Origin of the sequence: Clostridium sp. (assembly GCF_036642255.1) — a bacterium.
In the GTDB taxonomy this organism is placed as follows: Bacteria; Bacillota; Clostridia; order Clostridiales; family Clostridiaceae; genus Clostridium_J.
Window position 1 is genome coordinate 46,237 of sequence record NZ_JAVWDJ010000022.1, and the last position, 18,065, is coordinate 64,301.

At 31.3% G+C, this 18,065-nt stretch carries 15 protein-coding genes; 12 read left to right on the forward strand and 3 right to left on the reverse strand.

Features of this window, described 5'->3' with window-relative positions; translation table 11 throughout:
- Window positions 1-148: 148 nt before the first annotated feature.
- A complete protein-coding gene (locus tag RR409_RS12815; protein ID WP_332558158.1) occupies window positions 149-1,111 on the forward strand; it encodes a tRNA-dihydrouridine synthase family protein in 963 nt (320 codons plus the stop codon).
- A gap of 396 nt (window positions 1,112-1,507) precedes the next feature.
- On the opposite strand, the gene RR409_RS12820 is transcribed toward RR409_RS12815, so the two are convergent.
- Both RR409_RS12820 and RR409_RS12825 read right to left on the reverse strand, forming a co-directional pair.
- Window positions 1,508-1,888: an MFS transporter permease gene (locus tag RR409_RS12820; RefSeq protein ID WP_332558159.1), complete on the reverse strand. Its 381-nt coding sequence runs from the start codon at window positions 1,886-1,888 to the stop codon at window positions 1,508-1,510.
- A gap of 245 nt (window positions 1,889-2,133) precedes the next feature.
- On the reverse strand, window positions 2,134-2,592 hold the full coding sequence (locus RR409_RS12825) for a MarR family transcriptional regulator (RefSeq protein WP_332558160.1): 459 nt from the start codon (window positions 2,590-2,592) through the stop codon (window positions 2,134-2,136).
- Window positions 2,593-3,541: 949 nt separating this feature from the next.
- On the opposite strand from RR409_RS12825, the gene RR409_RS12830 reads away from it, so the two are divergent.
- From RR409_RS12830 to RR409_RS12880, 11 genes are all read left to right on the forward strand, one after another.
- On the forward strand, window positions 3,542-4,900 hold the full coding sequence (locus tag RR409_RS12830) for a TIGR00366 family protein (RefSeq protein ID WP_332558161.1): 1,359 nt from the start codon (window positions 3,542-3,544) through the stop codon (window positions 4,898-4,900).
- 545 nt (window positions 4,901-5,445) lie between these two features.
- Window positions 5,446-6,279, forward strand: coding sequence for a methyltransferase domain-containing protein (locus tag RR409_RS12835; protein WP_332558162.1), 834 nt, complete (start codon window positions 5,446-5,448; stop codon window positions 6,277-6,279).
- Window positions 6,280-6,632: 353 nt separating this feature from the next.
- A complete protein-coding gene (locus RR409_RS12840) occupies window positions 6,633-7,451 on the forward strand; it encodes a UPF0489 family protein (RefSeq protein WP_332558163.1) in 819 nt (272 codons plus the stop codon).
- Between the two features lie 595 nt (window positions 7,452-8,046).
- Window positions 8,047-10,659, forward strand: a complete 2,613-nt coding sequence (gene ppsA, locus RR409_RS12845; RefSeq protein WP_332558164.1) for a phosphoenolpyruvate synthase — start codon at window positions 8,047-8,049, stop codon at window positions 10,657-10,659.
- A 93-nt stretch (window positions 10,660-10,752) separates the two neighbouring features.
- Window positions 10,753-12,078, forward strand: a complete 1,326-nt coding sequence (locus tag RR409_RS12850; RefSeq protein ID WP_332558165.1) for a sialidase family protein — start codon at window positions 10,753-10,755, stop codon at window positions 12,076-12,078.
- Window positions 12,079-12,450: 372 nt separating this feature from the next.
- A complete protein-coding gene (locus tag RR409_RS12855) occupies window positions 12,451-12,927 on the forward strand; it encodes a DUF2975 domain-containing protein (protein ID WP_332558166.1) in 477 nt (158 codons plus the stop codon).
- Window positions 12,928-12,937: 10 nt separating this feature from the next.
- Window positions 12,938-13,147, forward strand: coding sequence for a helix-turn-helix transcriptional regulator (locus RR409_RS12860; RefSeq protein ID WP_261673235.1), 210 nt, complete (start codon window positions 12,938-12,940; stop codon window positions 13,145-13,147).
- A gap of 68 nt (window positions 13,148-13,215) precedes the next feature.
- Window positions 13,216-13,674 carry a DUF2975 domain-containing protein gene (locus RR409_RS12865; protein WP_332558167.1) on the forward strand — a complete coding sequence of 153 codons (459 nt, stop codon included), beginning with the start codon at window positions 13,216-13,218 and terminating at the stop codon, window positions 13,672-13,674.
- Window positions 13,675-13,808: 134 nt separating this feature from the next.
- A complete protein-coding gene (locus RR409_RS12870) occupies window positions 13,809-15,155 on the forward strand; it encodes a radical SAM protein (RefSeq protein ID WP_332558168.1) in 1,347 nt (448 codons plus the stop codon).
- A 285-nt stretch (window positions 15,156-15,440) separates the two neighbouring features.
- Window positions 15,441-15,899: a hypothetical protein gene (locus tag RR409_RS12875; RefSeq protein WP_332558169.1), complete on the forward strand. Its 459-nt coding sequence runs from the start codon at window positions 15,441-15,443 to the stop codon at window positions 15,897-15,899.
- A 334-nt stretch (window positions 15,900-16,233) separates the two neighbouring features.
- On the forward strand, window positions 16,234-17,082 hold the full coding sequence (locus tag RR409_RS12880) for a Nif3-like dinuclear metal center hexameric protein (RefSeq protein ID WP_332558170.1): 849 nt from the start codon (window positions 16,234-16,236) through the stop codon (window positions 17,080-17,082).
- Between the two features lie 114 nt (window positions 17,083-17,196).
- Here the strand turns inward: RR409_RS12880 and RR409_RS12885 are convergent, their stop codons facing one another.
- A complete protein-coding gene (locus RR409_RS12885) occupies window positions 17,197-18,054 on the reverse strand; it encodes a CAP domain-containing protein (protein ID WP_332558172.1) in 858 nt (285 codons plus the stop codon).
- Window positions 18,055-18,065: the final 11 nt, after the last annotated feature.

Consider the following 18,065-nt stretch of genomic DNA (forward strand, 5'->3'; position numbering starts at 1 on the left):
TACTTAGGATTATTAAAGAAAAGATAATAATGAAGATAGTAGAGGTTCCTATTTCCTAGGTAAGTAGTTCCATTAAATAATAATGAGTAGATTAGAAAAATGAATACTGATATAATGTTTTTTAGAATGAGTTTAAAGGAGTTATTGCATGAAATATTATTTAGCACCATTGGAAGGCATTACGGGATACTTATATAGAAATTCTTATGAGAAATATTTTCACAATATTGATAAATACTTTACACCTTTTATTGTTGCAAATAAAAGTCTAAGTCTTAAAACTAAAGAGTTAAGAGATGTTTTGCCTGAAAATAATAAAGGGATGAATATAGTTCCTCAAATACTAACTAACGATGCTGAGGATTTTATTATTACCTCTAGAAAATTACAGCAATTAGGTTACAATGAGGTTAATTTAAATTTAGGATGTCCTTCTGGAATCGTTGTTTCAAAAAATAGAGGATCAGGATTTTTAGCCAAAAGAGAAGAGCTTGATAGATTTTTAGAGGAAATATTTAAAATAGATGATATGAAAATTTCGATCAAAACTAGAATAGGAAAAGATAGACCAGAAGAATTTTATGAACTAATAAAAATTTACAATAAATATCCCTTAGAGGAATTAATTATCCATCCGAGAACACAAAAAGATTTTTATGGAAATACACCTAACTTAGAAGTGTTTAAAGATGCATTATCCTTAAGCACTAATGAAGTATGCTACAATGGAGATATTTTCACTGCAAATCATCATAATAAATTAATTAATGCGTTTCCAGCAGTTAATTCAGTAATGTTAGGAAGAGGAATTCTCGCTAATCCAGGATTAATGAATGAGATTAAAAATAATATTCTTTTAGGTAAAAAAGTATTGAAAGCTTTTCATGATGAAATTTTAAGTAACTACATAGAAACATCAAACAAAGAAAAAAATGCATTATTTAGTATGAAGGAATTATGGGGATATATGATTTACATATTTTCAAATAGCGAAAACTACGTTAAAAAAATAAAGAAATCACAAAGCTTAAGTGAATATAATGAAGTTGTATTAAGTTTGTTTAAGGAACAGGAAATCATAGAAGGCGCTGGGTTATTTAATAATCGATAGTAAATATCGCTATCTTTATTACACAATAACATTAATAAGATTCAGAGAAAATAATAAAATAATATTTAAATATCAACAAAATAAAAGTACTGCATGGCCTGAATATTTTGGTGGTGATATTATCAAGGATTTTTAATGTTGGGAAGAATGATGCTATTCCTAAAATTGTCTCAAGAAAACCAAATATCCAATGAAAACAAAAAAGGCTTACTAGATTAAGATGTAGAAAACTTTAGAGATGTTTGTTCAACTTATTCATCATATAATTATTTTGCAAATGTTTCATCCACGCCATATTTGTCATAGTATTTTTAAGAAAGTAGGTGTTGAAAAACTAACTAGTTAATTTTTCAACACCTATTTTTAGCATAGAAATTTAAACAAATATTATACTATTTATAATTTAGATTTAGCCATTTTATCTTTTATAAAAACAAAGAAAGTTGTCATAAAAATAATACCTGTAATCAGTATAAAAATACTTCTAGGTAAATATTCAGAATTCATGCTAAATAATACTTTAGTTCTAAACCAACTTTGGAAAGGAAGACCTACACCAAGTAAAACTGCAAAGAAAAGAATTTTTATACTCCAATTTTTCCCTTTCATTTTCTTGATTGAATTATTGACAAATAATCTTAATAAACCTAAGCCACAACCAACTATGAAGAACACTAATAAAAATAGTTTTATCCCTTCATTTAAAATAAATGCTTTAGAAATTACTCCTAATGCAATTAAAAACATGGATAACATTACAATATATGATTTTTTCAAATTTTATATCACCTCAACAATTTAAATTCTTATATTTAATTTATATAGTATTTGTTCATTAAAACTATATAAAAAATTTATCGATACAAATTATTTCACAGCATATTAATTAGTTAGGTTACCTAACTAATTAATATGCTAACATGTGTATAATAATTAGTCAATAGTAGCTAGAATGTTTTTATTGAACTAATAAAAAAAAATTAGCCCTAAATAGAAATTTAGTTTCTATTTAGGGCTAATTTTTAATTAATCTCACTATACCATTCATTTAAATAGATATTAACTTTACTTAATAATTCAAGTAATAATTCACTTTGTTCTCTTCCTAATCTTTCTATAATACCAGAAAATAAAGAGTTAAAATACTTTTTTAACTCCTGTACTATTTTTTCGCCTTCATCAGTTAACGTTATTTCAACAACTCTTTTGTCATTTTGATTAACATGTCTTTCTATGTAACCTTTATTAGTTAAATTTTTTACAAATTCAGTGGTACTTGGAGAAGTAATAGAAAGATTTTTACTAATTTCTGAAATATTAACCTTACATTCTTTTTCCTCAGAAAGATATTCTATACAAAGTAAAACTCGAGCTTCGCTTTTCTTTATTCCCAAAATAGTTTGATTATGTCTTTCAACTCTTGCTAAATCTTCAAATGTATTTACAAATTTTTTTATATCTATATTTGATTGTTTATTCAAATAAATTCACCTCATTGAGTATATGTTAATTTATTATAATAAATTTGTCTATGTGTTTACAAGTTTTTATTTGCAGATTTTTCGCCAAGAATATGGAAAATAATTTGGACTAATAAATAAAACTAACATAGATGATTTATATAAGAATGTATTGTGCTTTTAACTTCTGTATTAATACCTAGAAATTTAATTTTAATTCTTAAATGATGTATAAGAAATTATGTTTTAGAATTAATCCAATTACATGAATAACAGACATACACTTTATAAAAGTGTGAAGCATATGTGATACCACTGCCTAAGCTTTAGTGAGTTAATTTGCCAATAGCTCTAGTATATAAAAAATGATAATCTTTATATCATATAAGGATAAAATGAAGAAACCGCATTTATAAGTGATACAGAGAATCGTACAACTAGTAAGTGATGGGTTTGAAGTACTTTTAAGAATAATAGTATTACCATAAATAACACATTCTTTAGAATTTCGCTTTAAAAAGCAAATAAATAGCTATTCTCTATAATTATTCCATTAATATTTATGAGTAAAGGAATAGACATATGAAAAATATATATTTTTGTCAAAACTTTAACAACAATTGTTTAGTAGAATTACAATATTTGATATATTTAATTGGTTTAGCATAGTTATGGATAGTAAATAAGATTAAATTAGATATTTTGCGAAAAATGGAGATAAAAGGAGCTTAGAGCATTTATTTTAGTGGAGGACAAGGAAGTAGAAAAATTAGGTTTTGGACAGTATTTCCAAAAAGGAATATACTAATAGTAGGCGATCGATCAACTAAAAACAAATTTGTTAAATAATTAACATATATATTTAAGTAGCCATACAATTAAATTTGCTATGGAAGTGTTTGCTGACTAGTAATTTATGCATGGCTATGGGACTCATTATTTTACACTAAAATAGGAGAGTGGTAATATTATGAGAAATGGTTTAAGAAAACTTACTAAAGCTTTAAATGTTGGAATGGATAAGGTTATGCCTGACGCAATAGTATTTGCAATGATTTTAACTGTAATAACTTTTATTGCGGGGATTGCATTAACTGGTTCAGGGCCTTTAGACATGATTAAATACTGGGGGACAGGCTTCTGGGGATTCTTATCCTTTAGTATGCAAATGACAGTAATAATAGCTACAGGGTATATAGTTGCTAGTGCCCCTTTAGCAAAGCGTTTTTTGGTTAAAATCTGCGATATCCCCAAAAATGCTATACAAGGAGTACTCTTTATTGCAATAGCAAGTGCTCTTTTAGGATGGATAAGCTGGGGACTTGGTTTGGTAGCTGGTGCTATTTTAGCAAGAACTGTAGCTCAGAACTTAAAGAAGGTTGATTTTAAATTATATGTTGCTGTAGCATATACCGGAGCTATAACTACTGGACTATTTGGACTCTCTGGTTCTGAATTCTTAATGGTAAATACTCCAGGTTATTTCTTGGAAAAACAACTTGGATTAATTCCTCTCAGCAAGACAGTATTTGAGCCATCACTACTAATTGCTGAAATATTAGGACTTATAATAATAGTACCAATTTTAGCAGCTTTAATACATCCTGATCCTAAGGATACACCTCATATGGACAAAGAGATTTTAGAAGTGTTTGCTGCTCAAGATGCAGAAAGTGCAACTAAAGTATTAGATAAAAAGAATATGACCTTTGCTGAAAAAATGGATAATAATCCGACTCTCAATTTAATTATTGGTACAGGTGGATTAATTTACATTGTTTATTGGTTTGCTACCAAGGGCTTTGACCTAAACCTTAATATAATGAACTTTATTCTTTTAATGGTTGGAATAATTCTTCACATGACTCCACGTAATTTACTAACAGCAGCAGAAGAAGGAGTTAAGAGTGCCTTTGGTGTTGTAATTCAGTTCCCATTTTATGCAGGAATACAAGGCATGATGGGGGATTCAGGGCTTGTTGCTTTAATAGCTAACTTCTTTGCAGGTATATCCACACAAACAACCTATCCATACTGGACATATATTTCTATGTCTATAGTTAATTTCTTCATTCCTTCATCAGGTGGAATCTTCATGGTTGCCGGTCAACCTTTAAGTCAGGCTGCTTTAAACTTAGGAGTAGACCCTCACAAATTTGTAATAGCTTTTACTGCTGGTGAAACCATATCAAATATCATTCAACCATTCTGGGCTATACCACTGCTTGGAATTGCAAGACTTAAGATGAAGGATATAATGGGGTACTGTATAGTATTCTTCGTAGTACTTACAGCCATATTCTTTGGTGTATGGACTATAATGTGGTAAGAATCATTAATACTTACCTAGAAGAAGACGATATCTTACAAATTGAAATTTGTTATTAAGATATTTACTAAAAATGCATAAATAAATGCTACCTTTGGAGAAATGAGAATATCATTTCTCCAAAGGTAGCTTTTTTTAATTTTATTTATTAGCATATTGATAAATGATATAATACAAAAATAAGAAATTTTATATAAATTAGTAAATATTGAAGCTATTCCAATGAAGATTATTATGATATAACTAAGAATGGTGAGAGTAGAACGAGGGTTAATTGTAATCTTGCTTTATGTGGTGATATAGTTTAGAATAATTAATATTTCAAAGAAAAAATAGTACAAGCTTATATAAAGAATTGCTCTATTTTCCAGACAAAACTTTTACCCCAATAAATCTTTGATGGCTTAAGTCCACCAAAGAAAATCCTCATTACTTCAATTTGGAGTGGGTTATTCTCTACAGTGAAGATTATGAGAAACTAAGTATATAAAGATGCTTTTTGTATTTAATAATTCAAATATAAAAAAGAATGAGGGATATAAGAGATGACAATAGAACTAGAAAAATACTACAATAAATTTTGTGAAGATAAAAGATTAACTAGGAAGTATGGACAAGTTGAATATATTACCTCTATGAAATATATTCATGAGTACCTTGGTGATAGTGAAGATAATGGAAAGAAGAAAATCTTAGATGTTGGTGCTGGCACGGGTAGATACTCTGTAGCATTAGCAAACGAAGGATATGATGTTACTGCCGTTGAACTTGTGAAGCACAATCTTGGGATTTTAAAGTCAAAAGGAAGTACAGTAAAAGCCTATCAGGGAACAGCATTAGATTTATCAAGATTTGCAGAAAATACTTTTGACATGACTCTTATATTTGGGCCAATGTATCATTTATATAAATTCGAGGATAAAGTAAAAGTGCTACAAGAGGCAAAAAGAGTAACGAAAGTTAATGGTGTGATCTTAGTAGCATATTGTATGAATGAATATAGTGTAATAACCTATGGTTTTAAGGAAAACAATATTCGTACAAGCATTGACAATGGAAAGCTTACTGATGATTTTCATGTTTTATCAAAGCCAGAGGATTTATATGATTATGTGAGGACTGAGGATATTAATAAGTTAAATGAAGAGGCAAGGATGAAAAGGATAAAAATCATTGCAGCAGATGGCCCAGCTAACTATATGCGTCCTGTTATAAATGCAATGGATGAAGAGACTTTTGAGCTTTTTCTTAACTATCATTTTGCCACCTGTGAAAGACCGGATTTGCTGGGAGCAAGCGGTCATACATTAGATATTTTGAGAAAAGAAGAAGAAAATAAAAAGGTATGTTTTGAAAACTCAATATTCCCTAAGTTATAAGAAATTTTAATATTTCATATGCTATAGACCTTATCTATAATTTTTGACACATGACTTTTACAGTAAATAATTTAAATGCTTAATTAGTTTCTTTGCAATATTATAAAATAGCTAGTAAAACACATGAGGCTTTACTAACTGTTTTTATTAAAAAATATAATATAATTTATAGTGGAAAATGATTATCTCATAGTATAGGACATGATGGAGAAGGTTGAGGTTTTGATTATTTTTAAGTTCACTATCTTAACACTAGATTGATTGTCTGTTAACCAACTCTTTTCCTTTTATTAAGAATATGGTATGTTAGATAATGGCGAAATTTATGAGTTGTTTTTAAAGGAGAGCTTAAGTTGAAAACAAATATAGTAACTGAGAAAGTAGTGGGAGAAAAGAAAGTTTATATTGTAGAAAATCATCACGAAGTTATAATTCCATGGTCAGAATATGCTTCTAATAGTGAAACTATACCAGTATTATTAACTTTTGACCACCATATGGATACCCGTAATGCATTTTGCAGGCATTCCCATAAGGTTGCTGGATCAGAATGGAGAAAAGTAACAAATCAATTAATAGCAAATACAGATATAAATAAATCAAGTACAATAAGCGCAGCATTAGAAAGGCTCTGCAATGACGAGCATATAGATTTTTCATTGCAAGCAGGGATAATATCAGATGCAGTAGTGTTTAGCCTTCTAAGTGCGGGTGTTTGCAGAGATTATGCAAATAACAAGATATACTATATAGATCCTTGTTGCACTAAGGAATGTAATAAAAGTTCACATGGTGATGAGTGTCAAATTGATGTATATAATAAGGTAATAGAGAGTGAGGAACTATTGTTTAAATTAAATCAGATAAATAAGTTTATACCTGATTTTTTTGTTGGGAATAGAATAAACAAGAAATTTATTTTAGATATAGATTTAGATTGTTTCCACACTAAAAAAGCTATCAATCCAGTGGACATGTCTGTTTTTAACTATTTAGTAAATAATGCTGAAATAGTTACTATAGCAACAGAAGGGTATTATGTGGAATTAGAAAAAAAGGATAATGACATAAATGAGAATTATCTCTTGGAAAAATTATTAGTGCATATAGAAAATGCTAGTAAGTCTAAGTCTGCGGAGTATTCTTGGACAAGCGCACCTAGCGTTAGTTAAATAATTAGCGATAGACCATTTATGTAAATGGCGATGAGGTAATCTCAAACTAAGAACATTTTAGCCATGAGTGATTTAAAAAGAGTTATTTCGGTAAGCAATTACTGAAATAACTCTTTTTACATTAAATTATAACTGACATCTGCAGAAATATTTTTGGGCATTCAATATGAGCATCTACAGAAGGGAGGCCTGAACATACTTATTTAGAATAAAAAAATTAAAGGTTTCTTCGTATTTCTGTATAAATATCATTTCCCTTCATCTTAATTATAGCATATATAAAATTACAATTGGAGACTGTTTGTTCTTATTTTCTAGTGCTATAATTCAATAGCATGTTAAGAAGATTTGTTTGAGGGGTATTATCATAGAATCCTAAGAAATTTCACCTGGTATATACACTATTGCAAAGGGAACATTATAAATATTCTAGTACCTCATAACGTAAGTTCTTTATAAAACATGGGAGTACAACGCTAGGGAAGTGGATTTTTAACACATGAAGTATATAAAAATCTGAGTTAAAAAGCACTAGACAATACTGCGATAAATCGTTTTACATCGAATGATAATTATTAAAGGAGGGCAACATATGAGTTCTTATGTGATTGGTTTTCAAGACATTGACAAATCAAAAATCATAGTTGTTGGGGGTAAAGGAGCGAACCTGGGGGAGCTTTCCAGGATTCAAGGAATAAGGGTACCAGAGGGCTTTTGTATTTCTACTGAAGCTTTTAAAAGAATCATTGAGGAAACCCCACAAATTAATGAATTACTTCATCAGTTATCGAGTCTTAAGGTAGAACATCGGGATAAAATCGGTAAACTTAGCGGTGAGATTCGCATGCTCATCGAAGGAATACCCATCCCTGAAGACATTGGTGATGAGATTACCCGCCTTCTCTTTAAACTTGGAGAAGAAAATGCCTATGCAATAAGGTCTAGCGCAACTGCAGAAGATTTACCCACAGCCTCCTTTGCTGGACAGCAAGATACTTATTTGAATATTATTGGTAAGGATCCAATTTTAAAACATATAAGCAAGTGCTGGGCATCGCTATTTACAGAGAGGGCAATAATTTATCGACTTCAAAACGGCTTTCACCATAGTAAAGTCCACCTTTCTGTGGTTGTTCAAAAAATGGTATTCCCGGAGGTGTCAGGGGTTTTGTTTACTGCTGACCCCGTCACTTCTAATAGAAAGGTGGTATCCATTGATGCCAGCTTCGGATTTGGTGAGGCCTTAGTGTCTGGACTAGTTAATGCTGATAACTATAAAGTTCGTAATGGTGTGATTATGGAAAAGGAGATTTCCTTAAAGAAGCTAGCTATTTATGCCTTAAAACATGGTGGTACGGAAAAACAGGATATTGCTCCTGAGAGGCAGAATAGGCAAGCTCTCACGGATGAGCAGAGTTTACAACTTGAGGGCATAGGAAGAAAAATCGAAGAACATTTCGGATCTCCCCAAGATATAGAATGGTGTTTGGCTGTGGATACATTTTATATTGTCCAGAGTCGACCAATAACCACTTTATACCCTATCCCTGAAGCCAAGGATGAAGAAAACCACGTTTATGTATCTGTGGGTCATCAACAAATGATGACCGACCCCTTGAAACCCCTAGGAATGTCTTTAATGGAGTTAATATCTTTTGGCCAAAGGTTTAAAGCTGGTGGAAGGTTGTTTGTTGATGTGACACAAATGCTGGCTACACCAGACAGCAGAAAAATGTTATTAAATAACATGGGACAACACGATCCCCTCTTAAAAGATGCACTTATGACAATAATAGAGCGAGATTTCATAAAATGTTTACCAAATGGTAAAGAGGAACAGAGTGAGCGTAAAAGCAATAAAAGTACGTGGTCTGCAGATTCAAAGACACAAATTGAAAGTGACCCGACAATTGTTTCTGATTTGATTAAGAATAGCGAAACATCCATAGAAGAGTTAAAACAAAAAATCCAAAGAAAATCCGGATTAGCTTTAGTTGATTTTATTTTAGATGATATTGGAGAGTTAAAGAAAATTTTATTTGACCCAAAAAGTTCAGCTGTTTTTATGGCTGCTATTGATGCTTCATCATGGATCAATGAAAAAATTAATGAATGGTTAGGTGAAAAAAACGTCGCAGACATACTTTCTCAATCTGTACCAAACAATATTACGTCAGAAATGGGGCTGGCCCTACTTAATGTGGCAGATGTGATTCGTCCTTATCCAGAAGTAATTGATTATTTACAACATGTAAAAGATAATAACTTTTTGAACGAATTGGTTAAGTTTCATGGTGGACAGGAAACCCAAGACGCAATTTTCTCATATCTAAATAAATACGGGATGAGATGCAGTGGAGAAATTGATATTACTAGACCCCGCTTCAGCGAAAAACCAATTGCACTTGTACCTATGATTCTCAATAACATCAAAAACTTTCAGCCTAATGAAAGTAATCGGAAATTTGAACAAGGGCGACAGGACGCTTTGAAAAAAGAACAAGAGTTATTAAAGCGATTGAAGGAATTACCGGATGGTGAAGAAAAGGCCAAAGAGACAAAACGAATGATTGACCTAATCCGAAATTTCATTGGTTATCGTGAATATCCAAAATACAGCTTTATTAATCGATACTTTGTTTATAAACAAGCTTTGATGAAGGAAGCCAAAGAACTCGTAAAAACCAAGGTTATTCATGAAAAAGAAGATATTTACTACCTCACTTTTGAAGAACTTCGCGAAGTTGTACGCACAAAAAAACTTGATTACGAAATCATTAAAAAAGGTCAAGAGGTGTTCAAATTATATGAAAAACTAACTCCACCACGTGTTATCACATCTGACGGTGAAATCCTTACAGGTGAGTACAAACGAGAAAATCTCCCAGCGGGGGCTATAGCAGGTCTCCCAGTTTCTTCAGGAAGTTTTGAGGGAAGAGCACGTGTGATATTAAACATGGAAGATGCTAATCTAGAAGATGGAGATATATTAGTTACCTCATTTACTGACCCTAGTTGGACACCTTTATTTGTATCCATAAAGGGTCTAGTCACCGAAGTTGGTGGACTGATGACTCATGGATCAGTTATCGCACGAGAATACGGCTTACCAGCAGTTGTAGGAGTAGAAAATGCTACCAAACTGATAAAAGATGAGCAGCGAATTCGCGTAAATGGTACCGAAGGGTATGTAGAAATCCTATAATGCCATGATAAAGGATACTTTTAAATCTGCTATAAGTTTAAAAAGTAGGTCTTAAAAATCGTTTACAGCATAATAGGAGAGTAGGTATTATTAATGGATCATAACAAGAGTTCAATGAAAAATAAAAGTAAGTTATGGGTGATAACTATTTCATCCATTGTTATAATAGCAGCTGTTTTTTTTAGTTTTTATAAGTATCAAGAAAAAAAGCTTCAGCTCCCTGTAGGATTTTCTGTGGAAAGTGAAACAAAAGATATTACTTTAGTTGGAACAAAGTGGCTTGAGGCATACCTTCAGCAGTATGAAGGAAAATATGTCCCTAGGAGTAAAAAAGTCCTTGGATATTCTATTGATGGGGTTTACGCTAAAGATGCCAATGTGATTCAAATTGATTTTTCTATTGTCCCTAAACTCTTAAATGAAAAAACTTCTTCCTTTTGGAATGGAGCTATTATGGAAAATAAAATCAATTGTCAATGGGTTCTATGTTTTAAGGAAGAGGAGTCTTCAGAGGGAAGTCTTCGTTATACTCTATCAAAGCTTCAAAGTCCAGCAGGCTATGATTTAGAAAAGTACCAAACCAGTGGAGAAAAGGAAAAGGATGAATATAAACAGCAGTATGAGGCAGAAATTCCCTATGAAGTACAGCAATATACCTATAAAATAAATAATAAAATTTGCTATGTAAGTTATGATAAGGGAAGTAATTGGAAGGAAGTTCCCATTGACCTTGATACCTTGGTTGCAGTGGGTGATGGAAGAGAATATTTTAATAAGCTTCAGGAAGGAAGTTGTGTGATAAGTCCTGAGAAAACTGCTTTTATCTATGGTGGCACTAGAGAAATACCTCTTAACATTATCTACTCAGATGATAGTGGAAGCACTTGGAAAACCTCAGAAATAAGTAAAGTTATTGATAGTGCAAGAGTTAAGTTTTGTAGTTTTCCAACGGATAAAATAGGGTTTGTGGTTGCTACAAGTGGAAGAGCCATGACACAAGAAGGTCAACTTATTTATAAAACCATAGATGGAGGAGCAACTTGGTCAGAAGTTGGCCCTGGCCCAAGCACTAAGCTTTTAATCTCAGCAAGATTTATTGAAGAAAATATAGGGTTTATGAGTTATAAAAGAATTGAAGGGGCAGAATCAAGCTTTTACAGAACCGAAGATGGAGGAAAAACCTTTCAGCCTGTAAATTTACCTGTTGTTAAGCAAGAATGGATGGGGCAAACCTTTGAACCCTTCATTCAAACAGAAACTCCTTTTATGGAAAATGGTGAGTTGTATCTTTTGGTAGGACAGGGAGAATCAGGGGATTTTAATGGAGGCAATGTGATGGGGAAATTTAAATCCATTGATAAGGGAAAAACTTGGACATTTGTAGAGTTGTATGAGCCACCTTCTAAAGAAATTGGATAAAAAAAGATTAATTGATAATTTTCCAAAACCTACATGTAATTATATTAGAAATAAATTTAATTACGTAACATTAAGTCAAGATATCAAGAGTTAAGCTAGAGATATAGCTCAGTAACCCTATATCAACCTGCCAATGTGTAAGGTGGTTCTCTAAAATTTCGATAAATAGGTGGAAAATGAACATTTAAAAGTCTTCTTATCATTATGGTAAGAAGACTTTTATTTTTGTAATTAAGATAATGAAAATAATAAAGAAGAATTGAAAGAAGTTAATATGTCGATATAAATATGATGTAATTTAATAAAAACATATTGATAATCGATAAATGATATGTTATTCTAAATATAGAAATTAAAAGAGAGGTGCTTTTTATGAAAAAATATTCAACAACTTTTTTAAAGATAGTAGTTATTCTTATTGGAATTCCAGTTCTTGCTTTGTTTTTATTTGGATTGCCTTGGTTAGCTAAAAATCCAGTAAATCCAAATTATAACCATATACTATATCCAATTTTAATAGGTATATTTTTATCATCTATACCGTATTCCGTTGCTCTGTATCAGACTTTAAGACTTTTAGGCTATATTGACAAGAACAAGGCTTTCTCGGAATTATCTGTAAAAGCTTTAAAGAATATAAAATACTGTGCAAACATAATCAGTGCCTTGTATGTGGTAATGATGCCCTTCGTTTACCTCTTAGCAGAGAAAGATGATGCCCCAGGTCTCATATTAATGGGAATGGTACCTATCTTTGCTTCAATGGTAATTGCAGTGTTTGCAGCTGTTCTTCAAAGGCTTTTACAAGATGCAATTGATATGAAATCAGAAAATGATTTAACGATATGAGGTGGGTAACATGGCAATTATAATCAATATTGATGTGATGTTGGCTAAAAGGAAAATGAGTGTAACAGAGCTTACAGAGAAGGTTGGAATAACCATGGCGAATCTTTCAATACTTAAAAATGGAAAGGCAAAAGCCATTAGATTTTCAACTTTAGAGGCAATATGTAAAGCTTTGGACTGCCAACCAGGGGATATTTTAGAATACAGGAATGATGCATAAAAATTAAAAATGTGGTACAAAGATTATTAATCTTTGTGTGCAGTATAAGAAATATAGGAGAGACTTTTATGAAACAACGAAGAACATCCTTTTTAAAATTAGCTTTTTTTATTATTGTAATTCCAATTCTTAGCTTATTTATATTTTTCTTGCCTAGGATAATGAGCTCACTCGTAGACGTGATTCCAGTACCAGGTTATTTACAATATCTAGGTTTAACCGCTTTACATGCAGCGTGGATTCCATTTTTATTTGCTCTGTATCACACTATAAAACTCTTAATCAATATTAACAGGGACAAATCTTTCACGGAATTGTCTGTAAGGGCTTTAAAGAATATAAAATACAGTACAATCACAATCAGTGGCTTGTATGTGATAAGCATGCCATTATTATTTCTCTTGGCGGAGGGAGATGACGCCCCAGGGATCATATTATTTTCATTAATAGTGATTTTAGCTACGGCAGTAAGTGCAGCTTTTGCTGCTTCACTTCAAAAAAGATACTATACCAATAAAATTAGTTAAATCCTCTGTAAAGTCTATTTGTAGGGAATCAAAGTTAAAACTTAAATTATACACGGTACTACCTTGGTTCCCTTAAGGCTTTTAATAATAAATAAATTGAAATTTCAATAAGGAAGCCTATAAGGAGGCAATAAATGAAAATTAAATTAATTCAACCACTAATGCTACCAAGACCTATGGATACAAAGTTAAAAACAAGAATGTCTCCTTCATTGGCATTATTAACAATAGCCAATCTTACACCGAAAAAGCATGAAGTTATTGTTGTGAATGAAAATATAGAAAACATAGATTTTGAAGAGCCTGTGGATTTTGTAGCAATAACCGTAACTGTAGATGTTATTAATAGAGCAGTGGAAATATCAAAAGAGTTTCGAAAACGTGGAGTAACAGTAATTGCAGGAGGCATACATATTACAGCAGATCCAGAGGGAGCTATTAATAGTTTTGATGCATTATGTGTGGGAATGGCTGAGAGAGTTTGGGCAAAAATCCTCAAGGATAAAGAAAATAATTCACTTAAAAAGATATATTATGATATGGAAAGTATAGCTGGGATGGAAATAGTATCCCCTGATTATTCTATTATAGATAATAAAAAGTATTTATATACTAATGTGATAAGTACAAGCAGGGGATGTCCTTTTCAATGTGATTTCTGCTACAATAGCTGCAAAAATGTACTTAAAACTTATATAAATAGACCAGTAGGGGATGTAATTAAAGATATAAAGGCATTAAATACAAGACATATAATGTTTATTGATGATAATTTTATTGGGAATCCTAAATGGACAAAAAAATTGCTAAAGGAAATAACACCTCTTAAACTAAAGTGGAACGCAGCGGTTACATCTAATATATTGGACATGCCTGAATTATTAGATGAAATGAAGGAGTCTGGTTGTCAAAGTCTATTCATAGGTTTTGAAAGCATAAATAGTAAGTCTCTAGATAGCGTTCATAAGGTGCAAAACAGTGTAAACAGATATGAGAAGCTTGTAGATGAAATTCATAAAAGAGGAATAATGATAAATGCAAGTTTTGTTTTTGGATTAGACGAAGATGACCTCTCTGTATTTAAAAGTACCTTAGAATGGATAGTTAAAAATAAGATAGAAACCGTAACTTCACATATCCTTACCCCATATCCCGGCACAAAGTTATACTCCTCATTATTAGAAGAAAATAGAATTGTAGATTTTAATTTATCCAATTATAATACTGCTCATGTGGTATATAAACCCAAGAATATCACAAGTGAAGAACTATATAACGGCTATTTATGGATATATAAAGAAGTTTACACCTTTAAAAATATAATGAAAAGACTACCAAAGTCTAAAAAACAATGGATTCCATTTCTAGCCTTTAATTTCTTTTATAGGAAGTTTGGAAAGTTCACGGAAGCTTTGTGTAATATAGTTTCTTTTAAGAATATAGGAAGATTCTTTAGAAGGTTAGCTTACCTTATAAAGTAGACGTGGAATTTTCATTTTTCTATTACTTATAAATTCAGTGTGTTTACAAGGTTAACTTAAGAAAATAAACACTAAGTTTATGGTTATGGAGCTAGATTAAATATTTAGAAACGAGATAGTAAATGCAAGGGTTTTTAAGAGATGATTAAGATGGGGAGCTTAAATTCTCCATCTTATTTTATGTAATTTTTTAACACATTTAAAACATGTACAAATTCTTAAAAAATGGAGGGGATCACAATTAAAAGAAATAGATTATTTAAAAGTATATCCGTGATTTATATATTGATTATAATTCTTAGTACATTGCTTAGAGAGATTTTTCAATTATCATTCATTGGCAATTACACAGATATAGCTTTAATTTTAATTGGGTTATACCTATTTACCTTATTTGTAGTTAGAGAAGGAATATGTAATAAAAAAATTGTTCGCATTGTTGTTATTATTATTTCATTAGTCCCAATATTATTTCAATTGGTTATCTTATCTAAAAACGAACTATACTTTTCATCACCAAACAAAACTAACACATTGGTAATTGTTGAAAGATCCTCATTGCTGGATGGTTATAGTTCCATTTATGAAAAAAAGTATGTTGTGTTTAAAAAGCCAGTTAATTGGAATCGGATAAATGGTTTAAATATCTTTTCCAGTGGTAGTTATACAATTGAATGGGTTAATGAGAAGATAGCTATTATGAAATATGAAGATAAACATTATGGACAAATTAATTTAGAATAATGTATCATTTTAAGTCCAATTCACCCTAAAAGAATAGAAATCCTAATTAAGAATTTGCCATCTGCAAAAATCCAGACGGTAAAAATCAAACTAGAAAACTAAACTTTAAAAGACCAAACGATCCAAACTAATTGATAAATCATAAATGCAATTGATTTTTTAAAATCAATAAGAATTCTTAACGTTCAACTTCCAGTTCATGTTATGTACTTTCCAGTGATAATAAGAACTGGAAGTTATTATTTTATAATGTTAAAATTAACCTAGAATATTTTTAGTGAGTTATTATATATGAATATGACATTTATTATTTTGTAAAATGGGGGAGATATTTATGAAGGCTGTTGATCTATATAACAGTTTAGAAAAAGATTTTATTTTTCCAGAATTAAGTGATGATTGGGCAAGATATATGGGGGAAGTGGAAGATTATCTTACGCCTAGCTTTAAGAAAAGAAGTATGGGTTTAGTGTGCGATTTTGCTACTGAAATCAATGAGGTTTATTCTGCGGTGTTTCCAACTGACGAAGTTATAAATAGAATTATTGAGGAAGGAGTAACAGATTCAATGTTATTTCTACATCATCCTTCTATCTGGGATATTAGAAAGCCAATACCATTTCAGCAAATGAATAGTGCATTATTAGAAAAGCTTAAGGAAAATAGGATATCTATTTATAATTTGCATGTGCCACTAGATAATTTCAGTGAATATTCAACAAGTAAGACTTTAGCAGACGCTTTAGATATTGAAATAGAAAAGCCTTTTGGTGTGTATCGTGGGGGACTATGTGGTGTAATTGGTAAGACAAAGTGCAAAAATATGATAGAATTGCAACAAAAGTTTACAAGGGTGTTAGGTCATGATACAAAACTTTATTTATATGGAGAGAATGATATAACTGATGGAAAAGTAGCTATTGTAGCTGGTGGTGGAAATAATAATGATACTATTTCTGAAATGTTAGAAAACAAAGTTAATGTTCTTATCTCAGGTATTACTGTGAAAAACCCACACTCTTCAGACACGCATAAGATGGAGGAAGAAAACTCCATAAATGTATTAGGTGGAACACATTATTCCACTGAAAAATTTGCATGCAAAAGAATCTGTGATTATTTTGAAGAACTTGGCATTCCAGCTACCTTTATTGATGGTGAACCAATCTATGAAGATATGTAATGTTCCTATAATCTTAAAAAAAGGACAACCATTTTGGTTGTCCTTTGCTTTATATAATAAAATCTGTAAGAGTTATCCTACGAAATTTTATTGATTACATTTTTAAGTTACTAATTATTTTGTTGAGAAATGTTGTGTTGCATAAACATAGTTACCTTGGCTAGAGAATACTACACCTGCAGACATTTTAGTCCAGTTAGCATTTAGAATGTTAGCTCTGTGTCCTGGTGAGTTCATCCATTGATCTACAAGATACTTAGCTGTAGTTGTTGCTTCTGCATAACCTTGGCTATAGAATATATTTTCACCATAACTATTTGTGCTGTATTTAAAGTATTTAGTTGCTAAGTCCATTGGGCTTGCATTGTTTAGTGATGGTGTGTTGTGCTCAAAGTAATTGTATTGAAGCATGTTGTTTGATTTATATCTTGCGATTGGTCTCATGTTTTCTTCCCAAGTTAATGGTTTAAGACCTTGCTGAGCTCTTGCTTCATTAACATAAGTTAGTATTTCTCTCTCAACTGCATCCATATATTTAAAGCTCTTATTGTTTGGGTTAGCTGGTACGCCACTTGGCACTGTTGTGCTTGGCGAATTTGCTGGCGTTTCCACTTTAGGAGCTTCAGTTTTTGGTACTTCATTCACTGGAGTTTCTACCTTTGGTACTTCAACTGTAGGTACTTCTGTTTTTGGTTCTTCCACAACTGGTACTTCTACCTTTGGAACTTCGGTTTTTGGAGCTTCCACTACATCAGGAACTGCACAATCTGAACCTTGCTCAATCATGCAACCATTGTCCTCACAGTTGTTTTCATCTTCACATTGATTCTCTAACGCGCAATTAGTATCACCACATTCAGTATTTAGGTTGCACGTATTTTCTTCTCCTGGTACTGTGCAAGTGTTGTTAGCATTTTCATCTATTAAAGCTTCAACATCTTGAGAGCCATTTGGAGTAGAAACTGGTGCTATTACATCACAAT

Excerpts from the sequence above, each read along its gene's own strand:
- RR409_RS12815 (WP_332558158.1), top strand. The coding sequence starts at position 149 with ATGAAATATTATTTAGCACCATTGGAAGGCATTACGGGATACTTATAT.
- RR409_RS12830 (WP_332558161.1), top strand. The coding sequence starts at position 3,542 with ATGAGAAATGGTTTAAGAAAACTTACTAAAGCTTTAAATGTTGGAATG.
- RR409_RS12835 (WP_332558162.1), top strand. The coding sequence starts at position 5,446 with ATGACAATAGAACTAGAAAAATACTACAATAAATTTTGTGAAGATAAA.
- ppsA (WP_332558164.1), top strand. The coding sequence starts at position 8,047 with ATGAGTTCTTATGTGATTGGTTTTCAAGACATTGACAAATCAAAAATC.
- RR409_RS12850 (WP_332558165.1), top strand. The coding sequence starts at position 10,753 with ATGGATCATAACAAGAGTTCAATGAAAAATAAAAGTAAGTTATGGGTG.
- RR409_RS12855 (WP_332558166.1), top strand. The coding sequence starts at position 12,451 with ATGAAAAAATATTCAACAACTTTTTTAAAGATAGTAGTTATTCTTATT.
- RR409_RS12860 (WP_261673235.1), top strand. The coding sequence starts at position 12,938 with ATGGCAATTATAATCAATATTGATGTGATGTTGGCTAAAAGGAAAATG.
- RR409_RS12865 (WP_332558167.1), top strand. The coding sequence starts at position 13,216 with ATGAAACAACGAAGAACATCCTTTTTAAAATTAGCTTTTTTTATTATT.
- RR409_RS12870 (WP_332558168.1), top strand. The coding sequence starts at position 13,809 with ATGAAAATTAAATTAATTCAACCACTAATGCTACCAAGACCTATGGAT.
- RR409_RS12880 (WP_332558170.1), top strand. The coding sequence starts at position 16,234 with ATGAAGGCTGTTGATCTATATAACAGTTTAGAAAAAGATTTTATTTTT.